General features: G+C 70.6%; 22 protein-coding genes. 15 read left to right on the forward strand and 7 right to left on the reverse strand.

Going from position 1 to position 21,928, the window contains the following annotated elements:
* Nucleotides 1–22: 22 nt before the first annotated feature.
* From Q1K26_RS09550 to Q1K26_RS09605, 12 genes are all read left to right on the forward strand, one after another.
* Entirely contained in the window at nucleotides 23–1,423 is a 1,401-nt protein-coding gene (locus Q1K26_RS09550) for an FAD-dependent oxidoreductase (RefSeq protein ID WP_300009230.1), read from the forward strand.
* A 416-nt stretch (nucleotides 1,424–1,839) separates the two neighbouring features.
* Nucleotides 1,840–2,697 carry an ABC transporter substrate-binding protein gene (locus Q1K26_RS09555; RefSeq protein WP_300009231.1) on the forward strand — a complete coding sequence of 286 codons (858 nt, stop codon included), beginning with the start codon at nucleotides 1,840–1,842 and terminating at the stop codon, nucleotides 2,695–2,697.
* Nucleotides 2,698–2,771: 74 nt separating this feature from the next.
* On the forward strand, nucleotides 2,772–3,584 hold the full coding sequence (locus tag Q1K26_RS09560) for an ABC transporter permease (RefSeq protein WP_300009288.1): 813 nt from the start codon (nucleotides 2,772–2,774) through the stop codon (nucleotides 3,582–3,584).
* Nucleotides 3,581–4,363 (forward strand): ABC transporter permease, encoded by a 783-nt coding sequence (locus Q1K26_RS09565; RefSeq protein ID WP_300009232.1) that lies wholly within the window; start codon nucleotides 3,581–3,583, stop codon nucleotides 4,361–4,363. Before Q1K26_RS09560 ends, Q1K26_RS09565 begins: the two co-directional genes overlap by 4 nt.
* A gap of 34 nt (nucleotides 4,364–4,397) precedes the next feature.
* A complete protein-coding gene (locus Q1K26_RS09570; protein ID WP_300009233.1) occupies nucleotides 4,398–5,240 on the forward strand; it encodes an ABC transporter ATP-binding protein in 843 nt (280 codons plus the stop codon).
* Nucleotides 5,241–5,281: 41 nt separating this feature from the next.
* Nucleotides 5,282–5,491 carry a ferredoxin gene (locus Q1K26_RS09575; RefSeq protein WP_300009234.1) on the forward strand — a complete coding sequence of 70 codons (210 nt, stop codon included), beginning with the start codon at nucleotides 5,282–5,284 and terminating at the stop codon, nucleotides 5,489–5,491.
* A gap of 41 nt (nucleotides 5,492–5,532) precedes the next feature.
* Nucleotides 5,533–6,777 (forward strand): cytochrome P450, encoded by a 1,245-nt coding sequence (locus Q1K26_RS09580; RefSeq protein ID WP_300009235.1) that lies wholly within the window; start codon nucleotides 5,533–5,535, stop codon nucleotides 6,775–6,777.
* Complete coding sequence (locus tag Q1K26_RS09585; RefSeq protein ID WP_300009236.1) at nucleotides 6,774–8,264, forward strand: alpha/beta hydrolase domain-containing protein; 1,491 nt, start codon at nucleotides 6,774–6,776, stop codon at nucleotides 8,262–8,264. Before Q1K26_RS09580 ends, Q1K26_RS09585 begins: the two co-directional genes overlap by 4 nt.
* 20 nt (nucleotides 8,265–8,284) lie before the next feature.
* Complete coding sequence (locus Q1K26_RS09590; RefSeq protein ID WP_300009237.1) at nucleotides 8,285–8,542, forward strand: ferredoxin family protein; 258 nt, start codon at nucleotides 8,285–8,287, stop codon at nucleotides 8,540–8,542.
* Nucleotides 8,543–8,554: 12 nt separating this feature from the next.
* Nucleotides 8,555–8,710 (forward strand): hypothetical protein, encoded by a 156-nt coding sequence (locus Q1K26_RS09595; RefSeq protein WP_300009238.1) that lies wholly within the window; start codon nucleotides 8,555–8,557, stop codon nucleotides 8,708–8,710.
* 73 nt (nucleotides 8,711–8,783) lie between these two features.
* Nucleotides 8,784–10,028, forward strand: a complete 1,245-nt coding sequence (locus tag Q1K26_RS09600) for an ROK family transcriptional regulator (RefSeq protein ID WP_300009239.1) — start codon at nucleotides 8,784–8,786, stop codon at nucleotides 10,026–10,028.
* A gap of 184 nt (nucleotides 10,029–10,212) precedes the next feature.
* Complete coding sequence (locus tag Q1K26_RS09605) at nucleotides 10,213–10,680, forward strand: aldehyde dehydrogenase family protein (protein WP_300009290.1); 468 nt, start codon at nucleotides 10,213–10,215, stop codon at nucleotides 10,678–10,680.
* Between the two features lie 142 nt (nucleotides 10,681–10,822).
* On the opposite strand, the gene Q1K26_RS09610 is transcribed toward Q1K26_RS09605, so the two are convergent.
* The 7 genes from Q1K26_RS09610 to Q1K26_RS09640 form a co-directional block, all read right to left on the reverse strand.
* Nucleotides 10,823–11,917: a hypothetical protein gene (locus Q1K26_RS09610; RefSeq protein WP_300009240.1), complete on the reverse strand. Its 1,095-nt coding sequence runs from the start codon at nucleotides 11,915–11,917 to the stop codon at nucleotides 10,823–10,825.
* A 37-nt stretch (nucleotides 11,918–11,954) separates the two neighbouring features.
* Nucleotides 11,955–12,521, reverse strand: coding sequence for a DoxX family protein (locus Q1K26_RS09615; RefSeq protein ID WP_300009241.1), 567 nt, complete (start codon nucleotides 12,519–12,521; stop codon nucleotides 11,955–11,957).
* Nucleotides 12,522–12,594: 73 nt separating this feature from the next.
* Nucleotides 12,595–13,695: a glycerate kinase gene (locus Q1K26_RS09620; RefSeq protein WP_300009242.1), complete on the reverse strand. Its 1,101-nt coding sequence runs from the start codon at nucleotides 13,693–13,695 to the stop codon at nucleotides 12,595–12,597.
* Nucleotide 13,696: 1 nt separating this feature from the next.
* Nucleotides 13,697–14,542, reverse strand: a complete 846-nt coding sequence (locus Q1K26_RS09625) for a sugar phosphate isomerase/epimerase family protein (RefSeq protein ID WP_300009243.1) — start codon at nucleotides 14,540–14,542, stop codon at nucleotides 13,697–13,699.
* The gene (locus tag Q1K26_RS09630; RefSeq protein WP_300009244.1) at nucleotides 14,539–15,699 is read right to left on the reverse strand and encodes a dihydrodipicolinate synthase family protein; all 1,161 of its coding nucleotides are present in this window, start codon (nucleotides 15,697–15,699) and stop codon (nucleotides 14,539–14,541) included. Before Q1K26_RS09630 ends, Q1K26_RS09625 begins: the two co-directional genes overlap by 4 nt.
* On the reverse strand, nucleotides 15,699–16,847 hold the full coding sequence (locus tag Q1K26_RS09635) for a Gfo/Idh/MocA family oxidoreductase (protein ID WP_300009245.1): 1,149 nt from the start codon (nucleotides 16,845–16,847) through the stop codon (nucleotides 15,699–15,701). Before Q1K26_RS09635 ends, Q1K26_RS09630 begins: the two co-directional genes overlap by 1 nt.
* 409 nt (nucleotides 16,848–17,256) lie before the next feature.
* Nucleotides 17,257–18,291: a LacI family DNA-binding transcriptional regulator gene (locus tag Q1K26_RS09640; RefSeq protein WP_300009246.1), complete on the reverse strand. Its 1,035-nt coding sequence runs from the start codon at nucleotides 18,289–18,291 to the stop codon at nucleotides 17,257–17,259.
* A 307-nt stretch (nucleotides 18,292–18,598) separates the two neighbouring features.
* On the opposite strand from Q1K26_RS09640, the gene Q1K26_RS09645 reads away from it, so the two are divergent.
* The 3 genes from Q1K26_RS09645 (at nucleotide 18,599) to Q1K26_RS09655 (ending at nucleotide 21,884) form a co-directional block, all read left to right on the forward strand.
* Nucleotides 18,599–19,945, forward strand: coding sequence for an amidohydrolase family protein (locus Q1K26_RS09645; RefSeq protein WP_300009248.1), 1,347 nt, complete (start codon nucleotides 18,599–18,601; stop codon nucleotides 19,943–19,945).
* Between the two features lie 98 nt (nucleotides 19,946–20,043).
* A complete protein-coding gene (locus tag Q1K26_RS09650; protein WP_300009250.1) occupies nucleotides 20,044–20,997 on the forward strand; it encodes an ABC transporter permease in 954 nt (317 codons plus the stop codon).
* Nucleotides 20,994–21,884 (forward strand): ABC transporter permease, encoded by an 891-nt coding sequence (locus Q1K26_RS09655; RefSeq protein ID WP_300009252.1) that lies wholly within the window; start codon nucleotides 20,994–20,996, stop codon nucleotides 21,882–21,884. The genes Q1K26_RS09650 and Q1K26_RS09655 overlap by 4 nt, the downstream gene beginning before the upstream one ends.
* Nucleotides 21,885–21,928 lie beyond the last annotated feature (44 nt).

Here is a 21,928-nt window from a genome sequence, read left to right on the forward strand (position 1 = left end):
GAGCGCGCTCCCGGGTGTGCGTGTGGCCGTCGTCGGGTCCGGCCCGGCCGGCGCCTTCGCCGCCGCGCAGCTGCTGGCGACCCCGGGCGCGGCGATCGAGGTGCACGTGTTTGACCGCCTGCCGACCCCGTGGGGCCTGGTCCGTGCCGGGGTGGCCCCGGACCACCCCAAGATCAAGTCTGTGACCCGGGTCTTCGAGCGGAACGCGCTGCTCCCGGGTTTCCACCTGCACGGCAACGTGCACGTCGGCCGCGACGTCTCCCACGACGAGCTGGTCGGCCACTTCCACGCCGTGCTCTACGCGACCGGGGCTCCGGACGACCGCCGCCTCGGAGTACCGGGCGAGGAGCTCGCCGGGAGCCACAGCGCCACCGAGTTCGTCGGCTGGTACAACGGCCACCCCGATGTCGCCGGCGCCCACTTCGACCTGTCCGCACGTCGGGCGGTGGTGGTGGGCAACGGCAACGTCGCGCTGGACGTGGTGCGGATGCTCGCGCTGGACACCGACGAGCTGGCCCGCACCGACATCGCCGACGCCGCCCTCGACGCGCTCGCGGCCAGCCGCGTGGAGGAGATCGTCGTCCTCGGCCGGCGCGGACCGGCGGACGCCGCGTTCACCACCCCGGAGCTGCGCGAGCTCGGCCGGATCGCCGACTGCGAGGTCGTCGTCGATCCGGCCGACCTGGCTGCGGACGCGGTCGGCGGCACCGGCGGGTCGTTCGGGCCGAGGGTCGCGGACAACCTCGAGGTGCTGGCCGAGTACGCCGCGCGCAGGCCTGCCGGGACACGTAGGCGCATCGTGCTGCGGTTCCGGGTGTTCCCGGTCGAGCTGACCGGGACCGGCCGGGTCACCGGTGTGCGCCTCGGGCACAACGAGCTCGTCGGGCCGGCCGGCGGTCCGTCGGTGCCGGTGCCGACCGGCCGTCTCTCCGTGGTCGACGCCGGTCTGGTCCTGCGGTCGATCGGCTACGTCGGGCGTGCGGTGCCGGGAGTGCCGTTCGACGCCGCGACCGGCCGGATCGACAACGTCCGGGGCCGGGTCCGCGACCCGGTGTCGGGCACCCCGTTGCCGGGGGTCTACACCGCGGGCTGGATCAAGCGCGGCCCGTCCGGTGTCATCGGGACGAACAAGAAGTGTGCCCAGGAGACGGTGTCGCTGCTGGTGGAGGACCTCGTCGCGGGCCGGCTCCACGGGCGGTCCCCGGACCCGGCCGAGCGCCTCCTCGATCGGCTGGGGCGACGTGGGGTGGAGGTCGTCTCCCGGGAGGGCTGGTCGGCGATCGACGCGCACGAGCGGGCACTCGGCGAGCCCCTGTCCCGTCCCCGGGTCAAGCTCGTGCACCTCGATGCGCTCCTCTCCCGTGCCGCCGCGGGGACCGGCGTGCCGGCGGTGGGCGAGGGGGGTTCCGCGACGGACGATTGATTTGTCGATCCCGTCCCCTCTACTGCATCGGGACGATTGACATCTGCACACGGTATGCATAAGAATGACTCCAGAGCGCCTGATCCGATACTGCCGGCGCACCCGATGACGCCGAAGACCTGAATCGCTCGGCGCCGGAGCGCGACCGTTTCCTCACGAAGGACCGGTCGCCCTTCCGGCAGGTCACGGTGTGCCCGTGCCCGCTCCGGCGCTCCTTTCCGCCCGTTCTGGACTTTCCCCCGGTGGACCGTTTCCCGGTCCCCTCTCTCCCCCTCCCGTCAAACAAAGGAGTCAACATGCGACGGATCGGAAGGCGCCCGTTCGTGGCGCTCGTAGCCGTTGTGACGGCCGGAACGCTGGCCGCCTGCGGGGGTACCTCCGCAGAACCGGCCGGGGCCCCGGGCCAGGTGACGCCGGTGAGCGCGACGGTCCTGGCCGCCTCGACACTGGCGCCGGTCTACGCGGGTGTCGAGAACGGCTTCTTCAGCGAAGCGGGCATCGACCTGGCACTCACCCAGGCCGCGCCGTCGGCGGTCGTGCCCGCCGTCGTCAGCGGTTCCACCACGTTCGGCTACCTGGCGATCCCGTCGATCCTGCTGGCCGCCAGCAAGGACCTGCCGATCAAGATCGTGGCCAACGCGGGTGCCTCGCCGGACTCACCGGTGGTCGTCCCCAACGCCAGCGCGGTCCAGACGTACGCGGACCTCGCGGGCAAGCGGATCGCCGTGCCGAACCTCGGCGGGCTGGGCCAGTTCGCCGTGGTCGGCGCGTTGCTCAACAACGGCGTGGACCCGGCGGGCGTGCAGCTGCTCGAGGTCCCCTTCGGCGACATGGAGGCCGCGCTCGACCGTGGCACCGTCGACGCGGCCTGGCTCATCCAGCCCTTCGCGGCCCTCGCGGAGCAGCACGGCAAGACCCGCTCGCTCGGGTCCTCGGTCGAGGCGGCGGACATGGCCGCCATGGGCAGTGCCTACTTCTTCACGCTCGACGAGACCGTCACGAAGAACCCGGACATGGTCGGCAGGTTCGTCGACGCGGTGAAGCGCTCCAACGCCTACGGCCTGGAGAACGTCGACGAGATGGTCGACATCGTGCCGTCCTTCGCCCAGATCCCGCCCGAGGTCCTCGGCCCGAAGCTGGTCAGCGCCACCTACGGCGAGATCCCCGTCGACCAGCTCAAGCGGGTCAACGACTTCATGGTGGCCAACGGGTTCCTGACCAAGTCCGTCGACGTCGACGCCCTCGTCTGGACGGGCGCCACTGCCGGTCGATGACCGGCCCGACGGTCACCGGCCGCGGTTCACGCGGCCGCTGACCGGGACGTCGATGAGGAGGAGCGGTGAGCGAGATGCTGAGGGAACGCACGACTGAGGTACGGGCGCGCGCGGTCGTCGGGCGGTCCGCCTACGGCCTGCTGGGCGTCGCGGGCGTGCTGGTGGTCCTGCAGGCGATGTCCGTGCTCGAGATCGTGGACCGCAACACATTCCCACCCGTCACCGAGGACATCGCGGTGCTGGCGGAGCAGATGACCACGGCGACGTTCTGGTCCGCCGTCGGGAGCACGATGATCGGCTGGGCGGTCGGTCTGGGCCTGGCGATCCTCATCGCGGTGCCGGTGGGCGTGCTGGTGGGGTCGTTCCCGCTGGCCTACCGGGCCTTCCGGATCCCGATCGAGTTCCTGCGCCCGATCCCCTCGGTCGCGCTCATCCCGCTCGCGGTGCTGCTGTTCGGGACGGGCATGGAATTCAAGCTCTTCCTGATCGTCTTCGCCTCGATCTGGCCGATCCTCATCCAGGTGCTCTACGGCGTGCAGGACGTCGACCCCGTCGCCAGCGACACGGCCCGCTCCTTCGGCTTCGGCCCGGTGAGCCGTCTGGTGCGGGTGACTTTGCCCAGCGCGCTGCCCTATGCGGCAACCGGCCTGCGCATCTCCGCCTCGATCGCGCTCGTGCTGGCGATCACCGCGGAGATCGTGGTCGGCGCCCCCGGCCTGGGCGGACTGATCAACTCGGCCCAGCAGGGAGGCTCCTACACCGTCATGTACGCGCTCATCCTCGCCACCGGACTGCTCGGCTGGGGCGTCAACGTCGCCCTGGAACGCGGTGAACGGCGGGTCCTGCACTGGCACGTCTCGCACCGTCCGACAGGAGCCGAACTGTGAGGGCACACCGTGGGGCGGCGGGCACGGCGCTGGAGATCGCCGTCCCCATCCTGATCTTGCTCGGTTGGGGGGTGTGGTCCGCGCAGGCCGGAAGCCTCTACTTCCCGCCCCTGACCGAGATCCTGCAGGCCTTCTGGAACATCCTGCTGCTGGAGCGGTTCGTCAGCGACGTGCTGCCGAGCCTCAGCCGGCTGATGGTCGGATACGTGCTCGGGGTCGGCCTGGGCATCGTGGCGGGCTTCCTGCTCGGGCTGTCGGAGACCCTGACCCGGATCACCGGACCGCTCGTGCACTTCATGCGCGCCCTGCCGGCACCGGCGATCCTGCCCTTCGCCCTGCTGGTCTTCGGCCTGGGTGACGCCATGAAGATCAGCCTGATCGCCTTCGGGTGCTTCTTCCCGGTGCTGCTGACAACCATCGACGGGGTCCGCGGCATCGAGCCGGACTACCTCGCCGCAACCAGGGTGTACGGGATCAGCCGGAGGGACCGGCTGTGGCACGTGATGCTGCCGGCGGCGCTTCCGCAGATTGTCGGGGGAATGCGCACCAGCCTGTCGCTGGGGTTCATCCTCGTCGTGATCAGCGAGATGGTCGCGGCGACATCGGGGATCGGTTACTTCGTCCTGCAGGCCCAGCGCACCTACGAGCTGCCGAACATGTGGGCGGGAATGATCCTGCTCGGCATTCTCGGATACCTCGTCAACGTCGTCTTCGTCCTTGTGGAGCGGCGGGTGCTGCGCTGGCACCGGGGAGCACGAGCAACAGCGGACGCGCAGTGAGCCTCGTCCACCCGACGTCGAGAGGAGCCGAACAATGCTCGAGATCCACCACCTGAGCAAGACCTACGGAACGGGGGCCGCCGCCACAACGGCCGTCGGTGACGTCTCGTTCACCGTCGAGAAGGGCGAGTTCGTCTGCGTCGTGGGCCCATCGGGATGCGGCAAGACGACCCTGCTCAAGTGCATGTCGGGGCTGCTGACGCCGACCTCGGGCGAGGCGCGGCTGCACGGCGTCCGCATCGACAGCCCACCCCGGCAGATGGCGCTGGTCTTCCAGGACTACAGCCGGTCGCTGTTCCCCTGGATGACCACGCGGCAGAACATCATGTTCCCGCTGAAGAACAAGAACCCCGACCGGAAGACCGCCCGCAAGCTGGCCGACCAGGCCGCCGAATCGGTTGGTCTCGGGGGCTTCGGCGACCGCTACCCGTGGCAGCTCTCCGGCGGTATGCAGCAGCGGGTGGCGATCGCCCGGGCGCTGGCCTACCAGCCCGAGATCCTGCTCATGGACGAGCCGTTCGCCTCCGTCGACGCTCAGACACGCGTGGACCTCGAGGACCTGACGCTGCGGCTGCGGAACGACTACGGCGTGACCGTGGTGTTCGTGACCCACGACATCGACGAGTCGGTCTACCTCGCCGACCGCGTCGTGATGCTCACGCAACGTCCCACGAAGGTCGGGGAGATCCTCGATGTCGACCTGCCGCGCCCGCGCGACCAGGTGGCGACCAAGGAGCTGCCTCGCTTCGCCGAGCTGCGGGCACACGTCTACACCGCGATGAAGCGCCCGGGGGCGGCCGAGCTGCGCCCACCCGTCGATGCGCCGGCGCCCCCGCGCGACACCGGTCTCACCGCGGAGATGAACCTGCAGCACTGAGCCGTGCTGCGTACCGCAACCCACCCCACGCCAGGAGAATCATGCGCATCGTCGCCGTCGACATGGACCTCTGCGAAGGCCACGGCAAGTGCTATCTGACGGCTCCGGATCTGCTCCGGCCGCAGGACGACGCCGGTCGTGCGGAGTTTTTCGCCGACCCGATCGACCCCGCCGACACCGTCCGGTTCCGGCGCGCCGACGGGGCAGTCCTCGGGTGCCCGGAGCGGGCGCTGTCGTGGGCCGAGGCCTGACCGGTCCCCCGGGACCCCGGGACACATCGAGAGGAACCAGCATGAGCCTGTACACCCAGTTCGACCACTACAACCCGCCGATCGGTCCGGACGGCACGCCCTACGAGTTCTACGAGGCGCTGCGCGATGAGGCGCTGCAGACCGATACCCCGATCGGCTGGAGCGAGGTGTACGGCGGCTTCTGGGTGGTGACGGGGTGGGCCGAGGCCAAGGAGATCCAGCGCAACAACACCGCGTTCTCCAACGCGGGGACGACGTTCCCGACCTACGACACCCCCAACGACCGGCCCCTGATGCTCGCCGGCAGCGATGACCCCCAGCACGCCAAGTACCGCAAGTTCGTGCAGGCGCGTTTCTCGCCGGGCCAGGCCCAGGGTTTTGCCTACCGGCTGCGGGTGGTCACCAACGAGCTCATCGACTCCTTCATCGACCGCGGTCGCTTCGACCTGGCCGACGGTTTCACGAACGAGCTGCCCGCCCGGCTGACGGCGATCATGGGCGGCCTGCCCGAGTCCGACACCGGCCTGTACCGCACCTGGGTGCACGCCGCGGCGCAACTCTCGGTGGCCAAGTCGGGCGCGTCCGCGGCCTACATCCGGGAGCTCGACGAGTACTTCCAGACCAAGATCGAGGACTGGCGCTCGCGTCCGGACGGCGACTACATGGCGATGATCGCCCAGGGCCATATCGACGGTGAGCCCCTCAGCGACGCCGAGGTCAAGGGCTTCTTCTTCGGACTCCTGCTCGGCGCCATCGACAACACCTCCTACCTGCTCGCCAGCATGTTCTGGCGGCTGTCGTGGGACCACGAGCTGCGCCGCAGGCTGGTGCGCCACCCGGAGCTACTGCCCAGCGCCATCGACGAGTTCCTGCGGTTCTACTCACCCGGCATCTCCGGGCGCCTGGTCCTCGAGCGCATCACCCTCGGCGGGGTCACGATGGAGCCGGGCCAGCAGGTCGTCATGCTCCACCAGGTCGAGAACCGTGACCCCCGCGAGTTCGAGCACCCCGACGTGTTCGTGCCGGACCGCTCGCCCAACCGCCACTTCGCGCTCGGCCTGGGAATCCACCGCTGCCTGGGGATGCACATCCTTCGGGTCGAGGCCCAGGTCATGGCCGAGGAGTTCTTCAAGCGCATCCCGGAGTGGCGGTTGGACCCGGACCGTCCGGCGCGCTGGTACGCCGGCCAGGTCAGCGGGATGGCGACGGTGCCGATCGTGTTCCCTCCCGGCGGCGGACTCCCCGAGCCCGGCTGGGTCCCCGGCCGCGAACCGGCCCACGCATGAGCGCGGGGGGCGTGCAGGCACGCACCCCGTCGCCCGGCGCGACGGTCGAGGGGCCGGTGCCCGTGACCGCGGAGTCCCGCCCGTTCATGGTGCGCAGGGGCGATCTGGACGCCGCGGGGTTCGTCGTCGAGGAGTACTTCCTCGCCGGTACGGCCAACGTCTACGACTGGGGCCCGGAGGGGACGTCGGAGAGTCCGGTCGTGCGCACACCTGCCGCGCCGTACCGCACGCGGATGCTCATCCGCAGGCCGGTGGACCCGACCCGGTTCAGCGGGAACGTTTGGGTCGAGCTGAGCAACCCCTCCCGTGCGCACGACATCGAGCTGCAATGGTGCGCGGCGACCGACAAGTTCCTGCGCGACGGTGACGTGCACGTGGCGTTGACGATCAAGCCCATCGCGGTTGCCGCGCTGCAGCGTTTCGACCCGGTCCGCTATGCGTCGCTGTCGATGGCCAACCCGCTGCCACCGCAGGAGCAGACGGTCGGCTCGCTGCCGGGCGAGCCCGGCTACGACGAGAACCTCTCGAAGCTCTCCGAGAACGGGTTGGCCTGGGACATCATCAGCCAGGTCGGACTGCTGATGCGCAGCGGAGATCACGCCGGGTCGCTGCGGGGCTACGACGTCCGGCACGTGTTCGCCACCGGCGTCTCCCAGACCGGATTCTTCCTCAACACGTGGACGGCGAACTTCTCCGGCCCGGCCGCGGCGGCCGCGGGCGGGCCGGTCTACGACGGCGTCGTCGCGTTCATCGGCGCGGGGAAGACGGTGCCGATCAACCAGGCGCTCGCGGCCACCGGGCCCGACGACCCGCGCAGCGCGCTGCCCGCCGGGCACGTCCCCTTCATCCGCGCCGACTCGCAGAGCGAGCCGTTCACCCTCGACGGGTACCGGACGCGCCGGCCCGACAGCGACGACCCTGCGGACCCCTACCGGCTCTACGAGTACGCCGGCACCTCCCATGGCTGGTCGGATATCTACAACCACCAGGCACCGCTCGCCGACGTGCTAGCCGCAGGTGCCGCGCCGCTGACCTTCGCCACCTGCGCGGAGCACACCTGGAACAGCCTGCCGCGGCAGTACCTCGAACCGGCGGTGCTGGCCAACATGGAGCGCTGGGTCGCCGACGGGCTCGCCCCGCCGCGGCAGGCCGAGCCGCTCCGGATCCTGGAGCCGGGTACCCCGCGGGCCCGTTTCGAGACCGACGAGCACGGCAACGTGCTCGGCGGGGTGCGCACGCCCTATGTGGACGTGCCGACCCGCACCTACCACGACCGCGCCACCGACTCGTCCCCGCGCGATCTCGGGCGCTTCTTCGGTCACGAGGTGCGGTTCGGGAGCGCGGTGCTCGAGCAGCTCTACGGTGGCCACGCCGACTACGTGGCTCGGGTGGACGCGGCAGTGGCGGAGATGCTGGCCCAACGCTGGGTGGAGCCGGCCGAGGCCGAGCACATCCGCGCGCACGCGCGTTACACAGCGATCCCCTAGGACGAATCGGACGGAACGGCATGGCATACGTGATCGGTCAGGCGTGCATCGGCGAGAAGCGCGGGGAGTGCGTTCCCGTCTGTCCGGTGGATTGCATCCATCCGACACCCGACGAGGCGGGCTACGCGAGCGCGGAGCAGCTGTACATCAACCCCGACGAGTGCATCGACTGCGAGGCTTGTAAGGACGCGTGCCCGGTGAACGCGATCAGCCACGAGGAGTTCCTGACGGTGGATCTGCAGCGCTTCATCGAGATCAACGCGGCTTTCTACCGGTGAGAGGACGAGGACGTGGCAAAGACGCGCCTGAAGTGCCCATGCGGCGAGATGATCACCGCGCCGGACGAGGATCTACTCGTCGAGCGGGCCTACGCGCACCTGGCCGCGGAGCATCCCGCGCTGGCCGACACCTACACGCGCGACGAAGTCCTCTTCATGGCGTACTGAGCGCATGCGGGGGCCGGCACCGATGACACGTTCGACGAAGCGAGGCGGGGGAATGGTGGATACCGCAGTCCGGATGGTCGGAGTCGCGGGGGAGCAGTGGGACTCGCTGGTCGCGGTGCTCGACCTCATCCGGCGGGACGAGGCACGCACTCGCGCCGAGCTCGGACGGCAGCTCGCCCTCGGGCGGTCATTGGTTACCCAGCGGGTGGGTCAGCTGATCGGAAGCGGGTTGGTGGAGGAGGGCTCGCTCGGATCGTCCACCGGCGGACGGGCCCCCCGCGAGCTGCGCTTCCGGGCTTCGGCCGGCACCGTGCTCGTGGCCGAGCTGGGGGTGACGAAAGTGAGTGTCGGCCGCACGGATCTGTCCGGCGCCCTGATCGAGCATCACGAGCAGGCCTGGGACATCGCGCAGGGACCGGATGCCTCGCTCCGTCAGATTGGCGACCTGTTCGACACGTTCGGCCACCGCGAACCGGTCTGGGGCATCGGGTTGGGCGTGCCGGGTCCGGTGGAGTTCCTCTCCGGCCGCCCGATCGCTCCGCCGATGATGCCGGGCTGGGACGGCTTCCCGGTCCGGGACTGGCTGGCCGCCCGCTACGCCGCGCCGGTCTGGGTGGACAACGAGGTCAACGCCATGGCACTGGGCGAGTACCGGGCCGGCCTCGGTCGCGGCATCGATGACCAGGTATTCGTCAAGATCGGGTCGGGTATCGGTGCGGGGCTCATCTCAGGTGGCCGCCTGCACCGGGGAGCGCAGGGATGCGCGGGCGACGTCGGGCATGTGGCCGTCACCGATCCGGTCGGGACGATCTGCCGCTGCGGGAGAAGCGGCTGCCTGGAGGCCGTAGCCGGCGGGTACGCGCTGGTGCGGGATGCGACGGCCGCCGCTGCGGAAGGACACAGCGAGCACCTCGCCGCCCGCCTGATGGCCATGGGCCGCCTGGAACCGCGAGACGTCACGGGCGCGGCGGAGTTCGGCGATCGCGTCGCGATGGAGCTGATGAATCGGGCGGGCCGCCGGATCGGGGAGATGCTCGCGACGCTGGTCAACTTCTACAATCCCTCACTGATCGTGGTCGGCGGGGGCGTCGCCGCTGTGGGGGACCAGCTGCTAGCGGCGATCCGGCAGAACGTGTATCAGCGATCCCTCCCGCTCGCGACGCGCGACCTGCGCATTGTTGCGTCCGAGCTGGACGACCGTGCCGGGCTCGTGGGCGCAGGACTGATGGTGATCGACGAGCTGTTCTCCAGCGAGCGAATCCGGTACTGGTTCGACTGCAGGACGCCGGCGGGCCGCCCCGAGCTTGCGGCATGCTGAGCCGAGACCAGGGGCTGTGAGGCGGTGGGCAGCTGGGGTACGCACCTCTAGGTCTGCGTTCTACAGGACACGCTGCTCACCGCGCTGCTGGTGGCGCAGATCCTCAACGAGGCAGGTGCCGATCCGGGCGTCGTCGATGTCGTGACCACGGATCGGCTGGGGCCCGTCGACGCTGGTCGACAGGCTGTACCAGGCTGCAGAGCGGGTCCCGAACTACTCGCTCGAGCCGGGTGGGAACGACCTCTTCTCGTCCCGTGCAGGAGCCGAGCCGGCCGCGGCCGTGGACGGCGTGATGGTCGCGACGATGCGCAACAGGGGCCAGTCGTGCACCGCCACGAAGCGGTTCCTTGTCCACGACGACGTCTTCGACGACCTCGCGGGCCCGTCGCTCGGATCGACGCGCTGGTCCACGGCGCGGTCGCCGAGGGGGGCCCGGCTGCTCACCGACGGCGAACGGCACGACGGCCGGGCCTGCTTCTACCCGCCGATCGTGCTGAGCGATGTCCCGACCACTGCCACCGAATCCGGCCTCGTCGGCTACGTCTACGCGGGTGACATCGGTCGTGGGTTACGGATCGCCGAGCAATTCGACGTCGGTATGGCCGGGGCGAATCGCGGGCTGGTGCCCGACCCTCCGCGTTCGGCGGCATGAAGCAGTCGGGGCTCGGCCGTGAGGGCGGGTACGAGGGGATCTCCGAACACCACGAGACGCACTACATCGCTCTCGACTGGTGAGCATCCGGCTCCCGAGGACTCCGGCCGTCGTGGCCCTCCTCGTCACCCCTTCGGTTTTGTCACTTCTTCGGCGGAAGGACCAAGTTCACGACGGTCCACCCGCCTTCGTCGTCACCGCGTCCGGCCGGCTCGTAGGCGTAGATCTCGGCCGCAACTCCTGGCCCGACGAGTCCCAGCATCACCAACCAGTTCTGGAACTCGTGACGTCCGTTGGCCAGCAGCGCGTACGGTTCGAGGTCGCCGAGCTCGACGCCTCTCCCGGTCCCCAGCATGTCCAGGACGAACCTGTCGAACTCAGGGTCGATCTGTCCGAAACTGGCGCGGTCGGATCTGCGCGACGGGCCGCCCGTTGCCAGGATCGCGACGCGTCGTCCTGCCATCTCGACGACGATCCGCAGGACCTCGCCGAACGCCCGGGCGCCGAACGGCGAGAAGCCCCGTTCGGGCTGGGTGATGATCGGGATGACGGGTAGCTCGGGTCCGGGCAGCAGGATGTGCAGGGGGCTGAGGAGGTCGGCGTCGAGCCCGACGCGGTGGGACTCCTCGACCTCCAGCCCCTCGGCCCGAACGGCGTCGACCAGGGCGCGCGCGTAGGTGGGATCCCCGCGCAGTGCCAGTGCCGGATCGGCCGTCGTGGTCGACGCGCCGATCGTCGCACCCGTTCCGATGACGAATGCGCCGGTGACGAATCCGGGTGCCCGGGACTCGGCGACGACGATCATGACTTCGGGGTCGGCCGCGCGGATGTCCGCCGCCAGTCGGTCGTAGGCGGCCCTTCGCCGCCGGATGGCCTCCGCACCGGCCGAACCGGGAGACCTCGGTGGCGCCGGCACGTGCGAGCACCCTCCGGCGAAGACGACCTCGGCGGGGACCGGCAGGCGGGATGGCGGTTGGCCGCCTTCCCGCCGGGTGCGTCGGGTGAGGGCCGAGTCGTCGAGGCGGTCGATGAACCACTGCGCGGCCCGCAGACTCATCGCGCCGCCCACGCCGGCGGCCTGGAGGCGGTACCGGTCGCCGAGCGCGATCGTCTCGGCCCACTCGGCGTCGAGCCCGATCTGGGTTGCTGTCGCGCGCGGATCGGCCTGGAACCGGCGAAGCAGTTCGGCGTCGTCGGCCAGCGCGCGTATCGCGTTCTCGATCTTCGAGGCGTCCATCGGTGTCAGTCCTCGGTCCGGGGAGCAGGGCGGTTCGTCATCCGGAGGCTCCGGGTGAGGGCATGAGTGGTTCGAGGTGTGTCGCGGTGGTTGTGGGCTGCTCGGCGACCGCGGGAGGCGACGGACGTCGCCAGAAGAGCAGCAGCTGCACGGCTGCCGCACCGAGCCCCAGCCCCACGGTGACGGCTACCCGCTGCAGTGCGCAGGAGCCGCTCCCGCGGCCCCACCAGCGGTCCACGCTGGCGGTTCCGGCGCCGAGGGCGCTCACCGCGGTGGCCGCGGCGGCGAGAGTCAGCACGTACTCGTATCCCTCCGCGGTGATGAAGAATCCGTTCTCGGCATGGACCGACCGCGTGGCGACGGCCATGGTGCCGACCACTGCGGCCGCCGCCACCGGAGTCGCCGTGCCGACGAGCAGCAGGCCCCCGGCGCCGATCTCGACGGCTGCCGACGCCGCGGCCTGCAGCCTCGGCCGGGCGAACCCGATCGAGCCGAACCATCGCGCGGTGCCCTCGAGGCTCCGGCCGTGCCGGATCCCGTGAGCCACCATCGTCGAGCCGACACTGGCCCGCAGGACCAGCCCGGCGATCTCTGCACCGTTCATCGTTCGGTGTCCCCTCGTCTGTTGACGGAGTCGGTCACATGCGGCTCGGCGCACCGAGCGGGGCCCGGCACGGTCACCCCCTGCCGGTGGGGACCGAGGCGGCGAGCTGTCGTCCTGCCGCCATGAGCCAGCGGACGGGTTCGTCCTGCGCGGCCGCCGCGGTGCCCGCGAGGCGGGCCAGTTCCACGCACCCGCGCACCCCGGGCGGGGGTGGCACGGCGACCTGCCCGACCACGAGTGCGGTGTCGACGCCGAGGCCCGTCGCGGTGTCCAAGACGTGGCCGACGACCTTTCCCATCAAGGACTGGGCGTCGAGTCGCCCCTCGCCGGTGAGGACGAGATCGGCACCCTCCATGGCCCGCCGCAGCCCGGCCAACTCGGCGATCGTGGTTGCGCCCCCCGACAGCCGGGCGTCCCAGGCACTGGCCAGGCCGTAGGCCGTCCCGCCCGCGGCGCCGCTGCCGGGCGCGGCCGGCGCACCCCCGAGGACGTCGGCGAGCCGGCCCAGCCCCCGCTCCAACGTGGTGACGTCCTGCGCTGTGGCCCCCTTCTGCGGTCCGAACACCGCGGCTGCCCCGAACGGCCCCAACAGCGGAGCGGTGACGTCCACGAGGCACAGGACGCCACCGGCGGGCGCCGGGCGCAGGCCCGACAGGTCCACGTCGGCGAGGACGGCGAGTGCACCTCCGCCGGGGGGCAGCGGATCGCCGTGGGCGTCGAGGAAGCGGGCGCCCAGGGCGGTGAGTGCTCCGGCACCACCGTCGGTGGAGGCGGATCCGCCCAGCGTGACGATCAGCCGGGGCGCACCGGCGTCGGTGGCCGCGTCGAGGAGCTGGCCGAGGCCGGTGGTGGCGGCTCCGAGCGGGTCGAGCCGCCCCATCAGGGGCAGGCCGCAGGCCGTGGCGAGCTCGACGACGGCGGTGTCGTCGCCGAGCTCGAGCCAACCGGCGTCGACGGGCCGTCCGTCGGGCCCGGTCACCGTCCTGCTTCGACGGCGCGCACCGCGGTCGTTCGACGCGATCGTGTCGAGCGAGCCTTCGCCCCCGTCCGCGAGCGGAAGGTGGACGACCTCGTCGCCGGGCCGCACCTCCCGCCACCCGTGGCCCACCGCCGCGGCGACGACCCTCGCCGAGGCGGAGCCCTTGAACGAGTCGGGCGCGATGACGATCCGCATGTCAGCCGTCCAGGACGACGTCGAGGTAGCGCTGCGTCACGGTCGCGACCACCTCGTCGGGATCGGCGTCCCAGACGTCGGCGTTGAAAATCTCGACCTCGACATCGCCGAGGTAGCCCGCCGCCTCGACGGCCCGACGCAGTGCGCGGAAGTCGATGTGCCCGTCGCCCATGATTCCCCGGGAGAGCAGGGCGTCGGGCGGCAAGGGTGTGATCCAGTCGCACACCTGGAAGCTCGCGATGCGCCCGGTCGCTCGCGCGATCTGCGTCATGATCTCGGGGTCCCACCACACGTGGAAGGTGTCGACGACGACCCCGACCTCGTCGGCGGCGAAGCACTCGGCGATGTCGAGGGCCTGGGAGAGCGTGGAGAGCACCCCGCGGTCCGCACAGAAGATCGGATGCATCGGCTCCAGCGCCAGGCGCACGCGGCGCTCCCGGGCGTAGGGCACGAGAGCCGCGACACCGTCGGCGACCGAGTGACGCGCCCGCGAGAGATCGCGCGAGCCCGTGGGCAGCCCGCCGACGACCATCACCAGGCAGTCGGTGCCCAGCGCCGCGGCCTCGTCGATCGCGCGGCGGTTGTCGTCCAACGCCGCCTGCCGGCCGGTGGCCGTGGGATCGGTGAGGAACCCGCCGCGGCACAGCGAGGAGACACGCAGCCCGGCGTCGGTGACCAGCTGGACCGCCGCGCGCACCCCGATCTCGTGGACGGGCTCGCGCCACAACCCGATCGCCGGGAGTCCGGCGCGCACGCAGCCCTGCACCGCCTCGGCCACGGACCACCGGTTCGTCGTCTTCTGGTTGAGCGACAGCCGCGCCAGCCCGGATCCCGGGCCGCCGGTCATCTGTGCACCCCGTTCACCTCGAGCCAGCAGCGCAGCCGGCCTGCCGCGAGCGACGGGTCGGGGAGCAGCCCGGCCTCGTCGGCGAGCCGGAACGCCTCGACCAGGTGCAGCACGCTGCGGGCGCTCTGCAGGCCCGCAACCATGGTGAAACCCGGCTGGTGACCCGAGAGCCACGCGAGGAAGGCGATCCCGGTCTTGTAGTGGAAGGTGGGCACGCCGAAGACGTGCCGGGCCAGTGCCAGAGTCGGGCCGAACGCCGCGTCGTACGCCGCGTCGTCGGCTGCGTCGAGCGCCTGGAGCGCCGCGGACGCCGCGGGCGCGATGGCGGCGAAGATGCCGAGGAGTGCGTCGCTGGCGTGGGACCCGTCGCCCCGGATCAGCTCGGGATAGTGGAAGTCGTCGCCGGTGTAGAGGCGCACCCCCTCCGGCAGTGCCGCTCGCAGGCGTACCTCGTGCTCGGCGTCGAGCAGCGACACCTTGATGCCGTCCACCTGCGCCTGGTGGTCGCGGATCAGGTCGAGCACGACATCGGTGGCGAAGCCGACGTCCGACGAGCCCCAGTAGCCCTCGAGCCGGGGGTCGAACGCCTGCCCGAGCCAGTGCAGGATCACCGGCCCGTCGACCTGGGACAGGACGCGGTCGTAGACGGCCCGATAGTGCTCGGGGGTGGTCGCCAGGGCCGCCAGCTGCCTGCTGGCCATCAGGATCACCTGGGCGCCGGCCTCCTGGACGACCGCGAGCTGCTGCTCATAGCCTGCGGTGACCTCGTCGAGACCGGTCGGCCGGGACGGCAGGTGGTCGGTGCCGGCGCCGGCGGCTATCCGGCCGCCGACCGAGCGCGCCTCTGCGGCGCTGCGTGTGATGAGCTCCTGCGCCGTGTGCCAGTCGAGGCCCATGCCGCGCTGCGCGGTGTCCATCGCCTCCGCGACACCGAGCCCGTAGGACCACAGGTGCCTGCGGAACGCCAGCGTGCTGTCCCAGTCGAGGCTGACCGGTCTGCCCGGTCCGTCGTCGCGCAGCGGATCGGCCACGACGTGCGCGGCCGCGAACGCGATGCGGCTGTGCAGCGGCGCAGTCGGCCGCACCCAGGGGACCGGGTCGCGGAGCACGTGCTCCACGACGGTTCCGTCGCAGCGGGGAAGCCTGACCGTGTCCATCAGGTGAGCGCCTTGAGCTCGACCCGGCAGCCCGATGCCGCAGACTGCAGGCCGGCCTCGGCGAGCTGGACACCACGCGCGCCGGCGAACAGGTCGTACGGGTTGGGTGCGTCCTCCACGACGTGGCGGACGAACTGCTCCCACTGTGCCTTGAAGCCGTTGTCCATGACGGCGTTCGCCGGCACCTTCTGCCACTGGTCCCGGTAGCGCTCAGTCTCGACCAGGTCCGGGTTCCACACCGGCCGCGGGGTGTGCGCATGGGACTGGGCGACGCAGCGGTGCAACCCCGCGACCGCGCTGCCCAGCGTGCCGTCGACCTGGAACTCGACGAGCTCGTCGCGGTGCACGCGGACGCACCACGACGAGTTGAGCTGGGCGACGACCCCGCCGGCGAGTTCGAAGATGGCGTACGCCGCGTCGTCGGCGGTGGCGTCGTAGCGCTCGCCGTTCTCGTCCCAGCGCTCGGGGATGTGTGTCGCCGTCCTGGCCGTCACCGCCTCGACCCGGCCGAAGAGGTTCTCCAGCACGTAGTTCCAGTGACAGAACATGTCCGAGACGATCCCGCCGCCGTCCTGGCTGCGGTAGTTCCAGCTCGGGCGCTGCGCGGCCTGACCGTTCCCGTCGAACACCCAGTAGCCGAACTCCCCGCGGACCGAGAGGATCCTGCCGAAGAAGCCGCTCTCGACGAGCCGGCGCAGCTTGAGCAGGCCCGGCAGGTACAGCTTGTCGTGCACCACGCCGTTCTTCACGCCGGCGTCCTGAGCCAGGTGCGCGAGGCGCACGGCTCCTTCGAGCGAGTCGGAGGTCGGCTTCTCGGTGTAGATGTGACGTCCGGCGGCGATGGCCGCGGTGAGGGACTCCTCGCGCACGCTGGTCAGCTGCGCGTCGAAGTAGATCGGGTAGGCGTCGTCGGCGAGCGCGCCATCGAGGTCGGTCGTCCACCGGCCGAGACCGTGGGCCGCTGCGATCTCGGCGAGCCTCGTCTCTCTGCGGCCGACCAGGAGCGGCTCCAGCATGACGCGGCTGCCGTCGGAAAGCTCGACGCCGCCCTGGTCACGGATCGCCAGCACTGACCGCATGAGGTGCTGGCGGAGTCCCATCCGTCCGGTCACGCCGTTCATGACGACGCCCAGGGACCGTTGAGTCATGTGGAGTCCTGTCCTGTCGATTGGAAAGCGCTCTCCGGCACCGTAGGCGAAAACCCGCAGAATCTCAATCACGCGGGGCGGAATGGGCGTCGGCAGCGGGTCGTCGACGGAGAGGGTTAGCGGCGGCGCTGGGAGCGGCGACCATTCCGCCGCTGCTCAGAGGGTCAGGGCGGGCGAGGTTGGCAGCATCGCGGCGTGCTCGGCGGCGCTGGCGTCGACCCGCGACCACGGCCGGCCGGTGAAGGAGTTCGAGCGGCTGCTCGACGGCTTCCAGCTGCTCGCCGCGGACCCGATCAGGCGCCGCCCTCCAGCGAGTGCGGGCGCGCCATCAGGCAAGCGCTTCCCGAAGACGGGAGAGCACCTACCGCCGCGACGGACGATCGGTTCCCGATGGCGACGACGTGGACCGCTAGCCCAACGACGGGGTGCTCTCCCGGATCATGACCTCGCCCTGCACGGGATGGAGTCGAGGTCGCGCGCCCTCGGTCCCGACGACCAGGGACAGTGCGGTGCTGCCCATCTCCTCGAGGGGGAACCGCACCGTCGTGAGCGAGGGGGTGACATCGCGCAGCGTGACGATGTCGTCGAAGCCGGCGACGGCGAGGTCCGCGGGGCACCGCAGCCCGCGGGCGCGTAGGGCCGCCATCGCCCCGACCGCCATGACGTCGTTGACGGCCACCACGCAGGTGACGTCGAGGTTCGCATCGAGGACCTGTTGCAGCGCCTTGTACCCGCCGTCGCGCGTGAAGTCCGAGCGGATGACGTGCTGGGCGGGGAGCGGGATGTCCACACCGGTCAGCCCTTGGCGGAAGCCGTCCAGCCGGTCCCGTGCGGTGAGTAGCTCGGCAGGACCGGCGAGCACGGCGAACGTGCGGTGGCCCAGCCCGACCAGTGCCCTGGCCAGCGCATCTCCGCTCGCGCAGTTCTCCAGCATCACGGTGTCGACGGGGAGCCGGTTCTGGCTGATCATGGCCACGCGCCCGCCGCCGGCGCGGTAGCTGGCCACTTCGCGGGCGAGCTGGGCCATCTGTGCCGAGTCGTCGACGCGGCTCCCGGCGATGATCACAGCTCGGGCCCGCTGACCGCGCAGGGCTCCGACGAACTGCAGTTCACGCGCGGGATCCCGGCCCGTGCTGGCCAGGGTCACCAGCAGGCCCTCGCGGTCGGCGGCCTGGATTACCCCGGCCGCGATGGAGGAGAAGAACGGGTCGCCGATATCGTGGACCAGCAGGCCGACGACGTCGCTGCGGCCGCGGGCCACTGCCTGCGCGTGGGTGTTCGCGGTGTACTGCAACGCCATCGCCGCGTCGAGCACACGCTCCCGGAGATCGTCGCTCACCCGGCGGGTACTGCCGTTCAGGGCGCGCGACGCGGTCGCCAGGGACACCCCTGCGAGCTTCGCGACGTCCTCCAGCCGGACTGATCCGTCCATCCGGTCCGTCATCGCCACCTCCCTGGATAAACCCCGACCGACAGGACCCGCACGGTCTCTGGCGCATCGATCGTTCCGCAGCGTAGCGCTTTCCTGCTGCTCCACGCGCCAGGGCTCGGTAGCGGCACGCGTACGAGAGGTCGTCGTGGCCGAGCGAACCCGGAACTCCTCTTCGCCGTCGGCGCACGCGCCGGACCAGCAGGTGAAAGCCACTAATCGGGTCCTGAAGCGTCCGCGGGATCTGAGCGCTTGACGTCGCACATAACTGCTGTCACAGTGTGGAAACCGCTTGCCTACCAGATACGGAAGAGGGAGTTCGATGACGAGCCTGCTCGACGAATCGGCGGTGACGCCTACTCCGGAAGCGCATGATGCCGCGATCATCGTCTCATCCGACAGCCACGTCAGTCCTCGATTCGAGGACCTGCGCGACTACTGCCCGGCGCAGTATCAGGACGACCTCGCCGAGTACATGCGCACGAACCAGGGCGACGGGAGCATGCAGGGCGAGTCGCCGGGCCGGCGGCGGCGCCAGGAGCTCAACGGCCTGACGGCCGGGCACTACGACATGGCCGTGCGGCTGGCCGACATGGACGCCGACGGCGTGGCGGCCGAGGTCGTCTTCCACGGCAGCTTCAGCCGCGACCCGTTCCCCTTCCACTTCGTCGGGCTGTCCGGCGTGGCGAAGACATCCCAGGCCGCTCGGTCGGCGCGGGAGTTCGAACTGAACGCCGTGGGCATCCGGCTCTACAACCGCTGGTTGGCGGAGTCGTGCTCACAGGCGCCAGAGCGGCTGATCGGTGCGGGTCACCTGCCGATGTGGGAGATCGAGGCGGCGACCGCCGAACTGGAGTGGCTGGCCGGGGTGGGGATCCGCACGGTGAACTTCCCCGCCATGGCGCCCTCGGACGGCCCGCAGTACGACTCGCCGGCGTGGACGCCGTTCTGGCGCGTGTGCGAGGAGTCGGGGATCGTGCTGAACACCCACGCGGGCGCGGCAGTGCCCGGCTTCTCCGAGTCGCTGCCGCACTCCCTGGCCCTGGCCCAGCTCGAGCAGTGCGGATGGCCGTCGCGGCGGGGCATGCAGCGCATGGTCATCGGTGGGGTCTTCGAGCGGCATCCCGGGGTGCGGCTGATGCTGACCGAGCAGCCGGGCAAGTGGTGGAGCCCGACGATCACCGACATGGACACCGCATGGATGGCCGGGCCGCCGATGATGCGGGGCGCGGTTCCGCAGCTGCCCAGCTACTACATGAAGCGCAACGTGTTCGTCGGAGCGAGCTTCATGGCCCACTTCGAGGCCGAGGACGCCCTCACCGAGGGATACGCGGACAACGTCGTATGGGGCCGCGACTATCCGCACCGGGAAGGTACGTGGGCCTTCAGCGAGGACCCGGCCGAGCCCAACCGCACCCATCTCGCACTCCGGGACGCCCTGGCCGGTCTGGACCTCGACGTGGTCCGGGGCATGGCCGGTGAGAACGGGGTGCGCCTGTTCCGGCTCGACCGGGCGACGCTCGTCGACGTGGCGAACCGGATCGGCGCGCCCACGGCCGCGCAGCTCGGTACGCCGCTCGACGGTTCCGAGCTCCAGGTCGCGGAGCGCTACCGCGACCACGACATCGACTACACGAGCGCGTTCCGCCGCCACGGCGCCTGGGCCTAGCGCTCTCCTCCACCGTCCCCCCGGGGCGCGGGTGCTCCTGACCGAGCGGTCGCGCCCCGGTGCGGGGCTGTGCTCCGGTTGCCCTGACGAGGGGAAGAATGTTGCGCGCCGTTACCCGTCGAGTTCTCCATCTTCTCGGTGTCGTCCTCATCGTCAGTTTCGTCACGATGATCATGGTCGATCTGATCCCGGGCGATCCCGCGTCCGTCGTCCTGGGCGAGGGCGCCACCAGCGAGCAGCTGGAACAGCTCCGTCAGCAGTGGAGTCTCGATGATCCGCTGCTGCTGCGCTATGCGGAGTGGCTGGCCGACCTCGTCCGGGGTGACCTCGGGACCTCGGTCATCACCAACGACCCGGTTCTCAGCACGATCCTCGAACGTCTGCCGGTCACGCTTGAGATCGCCGCCATAGCACTCGTCATCGCCCTGGCGCTGGGGGTTCCGCTGGGGATCTGGACGGCCTCCCGGGCGGACACCTGGGTCGACCGTGCCGGGCTCCTGGCGACGTCACTGATGATCTCCCCTCCCGCGTTCCTGACCGGCCTGCTGCTGGCGTACATGTTCGCCGTCCAGCTCCATCTCCTTCCGGTGACCGGATGGTCCCCGATCAGCGACGGCCTGTCCGACAACCTCCGATCCGCGCTCCTGCCCGGCGTCGCGTTGTCGATCTACGAGACCGGCGTCGTGGCTCGGGTCCTCCGATCCGCCATGATCTCGACACTGGGTGAGGACTTCGTCTTCGCCGCGCACGCGCGGGGGCTGCCCCGGACCTATGTGCTGCTCCGCCACGCCCTGCGGCCGTCGCTGATCCCGCTGTTCACCGTCGTCGGCCTGATCCTGGCGCGGCTGATCGGGGGCACGATCATCGTCGAGGTCCTCTTCGCCCTACCCGGTATCGGGAACCTCCTCATCACCTCGATCCAGTCGCGCGACTTCACCGTGCTCCAGGGTGTCGTGGTCTTCGTGGCGCTGGGCTACGTCCTGGTGAACGCACTGGTCGATGTGCTCTACACCGTCATCGATCCCCGACTCAGGAACAGGGCAGCGGCATGAGCGTCCGGACCTCCACCGCTCGGATCGGCCGGGTTGCGACGATGGTGGAACGTCGCCGTGCCCGCCGCGCCGGCCGCGGGCAGCTCCCTGTCGTGCTCGCGGCGACGTGGTTGGTGCTCGTCGTCCTGGCCGCCGTCGTGGCCGACTGGCTCCCGCTGCCGCACTACGACATCCCCGTCGGGCCGCCGAGACAGCCCCCCGGAGCCGATGCGGTCCACCTGCTGGGTACCGATGAGTTCGGGCGCAGCCAGCTCGTCCGGCTCATGGTCGGGGCTCGCGTGTCACTGGCCGTGAGCGTCGGGGCGGTGCTGCTCAGCATCACCGCCGGTTGCGTTCTGGGCCTGATAGCCGGCTTCTATGCCCGTGCGGCGACGGTCATCGACCTTGTGCTCGATGCCGCCCTGGCCATTCCCGGGCTCGTGCTGCTGCTCGCGATGACCGCGGTCCTCGGGTCCGACCTGTGGACCCTCGGCCTGGGACTGGCGATCATCTCCGTACCACCTTTCGCACGGTTGGCGCGCGCCATCACGCTCTCCTACGCCGACCGCGAGTTCGTGACCGCCTCCAGGGTGCTCGGTGCCCGCGGTGTGCGGACCCTCTTCCGGGAGATCCTCCCGAACCTAGTGCTCCCCGTCGGGTCCTACGCGTTCGTCGTGGTCGCCTGGCTCATGGTCACCGAGGGCTCGCTGAGCTTCCTCGGCCTCGGGGTACCCCCGCCGAACCCGAGCTGGGGGGGCTCGATCGCATCCGGCCAGAGCTACCTCGCCACCGACCCTCATCTCGTGTTCCTGCCGGCGGCCGTCCTGCTCGCGACGATCTTCGCCTTCAACGTCGTCGGGGACCACTTCCACGACCGGTTCGGGGTCGAGCGCCCCGCCGGTACCTGACCTTCGCCGCTCCCAGAAGCGATTTTCCCGGAAAGGCCAATGAT

The organism is Pseudonocardia sp. (assembly GCF_029263155.1).
Classification (GTDB): Bacteria; Actinomycetota; Actinomycetes; order Mycobacteriales; family Pseudonocardiaceae; genus Pseudonocardia.

Bases quoted from the DNA above. Each gene is read 5' to 3' on its own strand.
- Q1K26_RS09560 (WP_300009288.1), top strand. From the start codon at position 2,772: ATGCTGAGGGAACGCACGACTGAGGTACGGGCGCGCGCGGTCGTCGGG.
- Q1K26_RS09585 (WP_300009236.1), top strand. From the start codon at position 6,774: ATGAGCGCGGGGGGCGTGCAGGCACGCACCCCGTCGCCCGGCGCGACG.
- Q1K26_RS09580 (WP_300009235.1), top strand. From the start codon at position 5,533: ATGAGCCTGTACACCCAGTTCGACCACTACAACCCGCCGATCGGTCCG.
- Q1K26_RS09630 (WP_300009244.1), bottom strand. From the start codon at position 15,699: ATGGACACGGTCAGGCTTCCCCGCTGCGACGGAACCGTCGTGGAGCAC.
- Q1K26_RS09625 (WP_300009243.1), bottom strand. From the start codon at position 14,542: ATGACCGGCGGCCCGGGATCCGGGCTGGCGCGGCTGTCGCTCAACCAG.
- Q1K26_RS09575 (WP_300009234.1), top strand. From the start codon at position 5,282: ATGCGCATCGTCGCCGTCGACATGGACCTCTGCGAAGGCCACGGCAAG.
- Q1K26_RS09640 (WP_300009246.1), bottom strand. From the start codon at position 18,291: ATGACGGACCGGATGGACGGATCAGTCCGGCTGGAGGACGTCGCGAAG.
- Q1K26_RS09645 (WP_300009248.1), top strand. From the start codon at position 18,599: ATGACGAGCCTGCTCGACGAATCGGCGGTGACGCCTACTCCGGAAGCG.
- Q1K26_RS09600 (WP_300009239.1), top strand. From the start codon at position 8,784: ATGGTCGGAGTCGCGGGGGAGCAGTGGGACTCGCTGGTCGCGGTGCTC.
- Q1K26_RS09590 (WP_300009237.1), top strand. From the start codon at position 8,285: ATGGCATACGTGATCGGTCAGGCGTGCATCGGCGAGAAGCGCGGGGAG.
- Q1K26_RS09610 (WP_300009240.1), bottom strand. From the start codon at position 11,917: ATGGACGCCTCGAAGATCGAGAACGCGATACGCGCGCTGGCCGACGAC.
- Q1K26_RS09635 (WP_300009245.1), bottom strand. From the start codon at position 16,847: ATGACTCAACGGTCCCTGGGCGTCGTCATGAACGGCGTGACCGGACGG.
- Q1K26_RS09615 (WP_300009241.1), bottom strand. From the start codon at position 12,521: ATGAACGGTGCAGAGATCGCCGGGCTGGTCCTGCGGGCCAGTGTCGGC.
- Q1K26_RS09570 (WP_300009233.1), top strand. From the start codon at position 4,398: ATGCTCGAGATCCACCACCTGAGCAAGACCTACGGAACGGGGGCCGCC.
- Q1K26_RS09655 (WP_300009252.1), top strand. From the start codon at position 20,994: ATGAGCGTCCGGACCTCCACCGCTCGGATCGGCCGGGTTGCGACGATG.
- Q1K26_RS09650 (WP_300009250.1), top strand. From the start codon at position 20,044: ATGTTGCGCGCCGTTACCCGTCGAGTTCTCCATCTTCTCGGTGTCGTC.
- Q1K26_RS09620 (WP_300009242.1), bottom strand. From the start codon at position 13,695: ATGCGGATCGTCATCGCGCCCGACTCGTTCAAGGGCTCCGCCTCGGCG.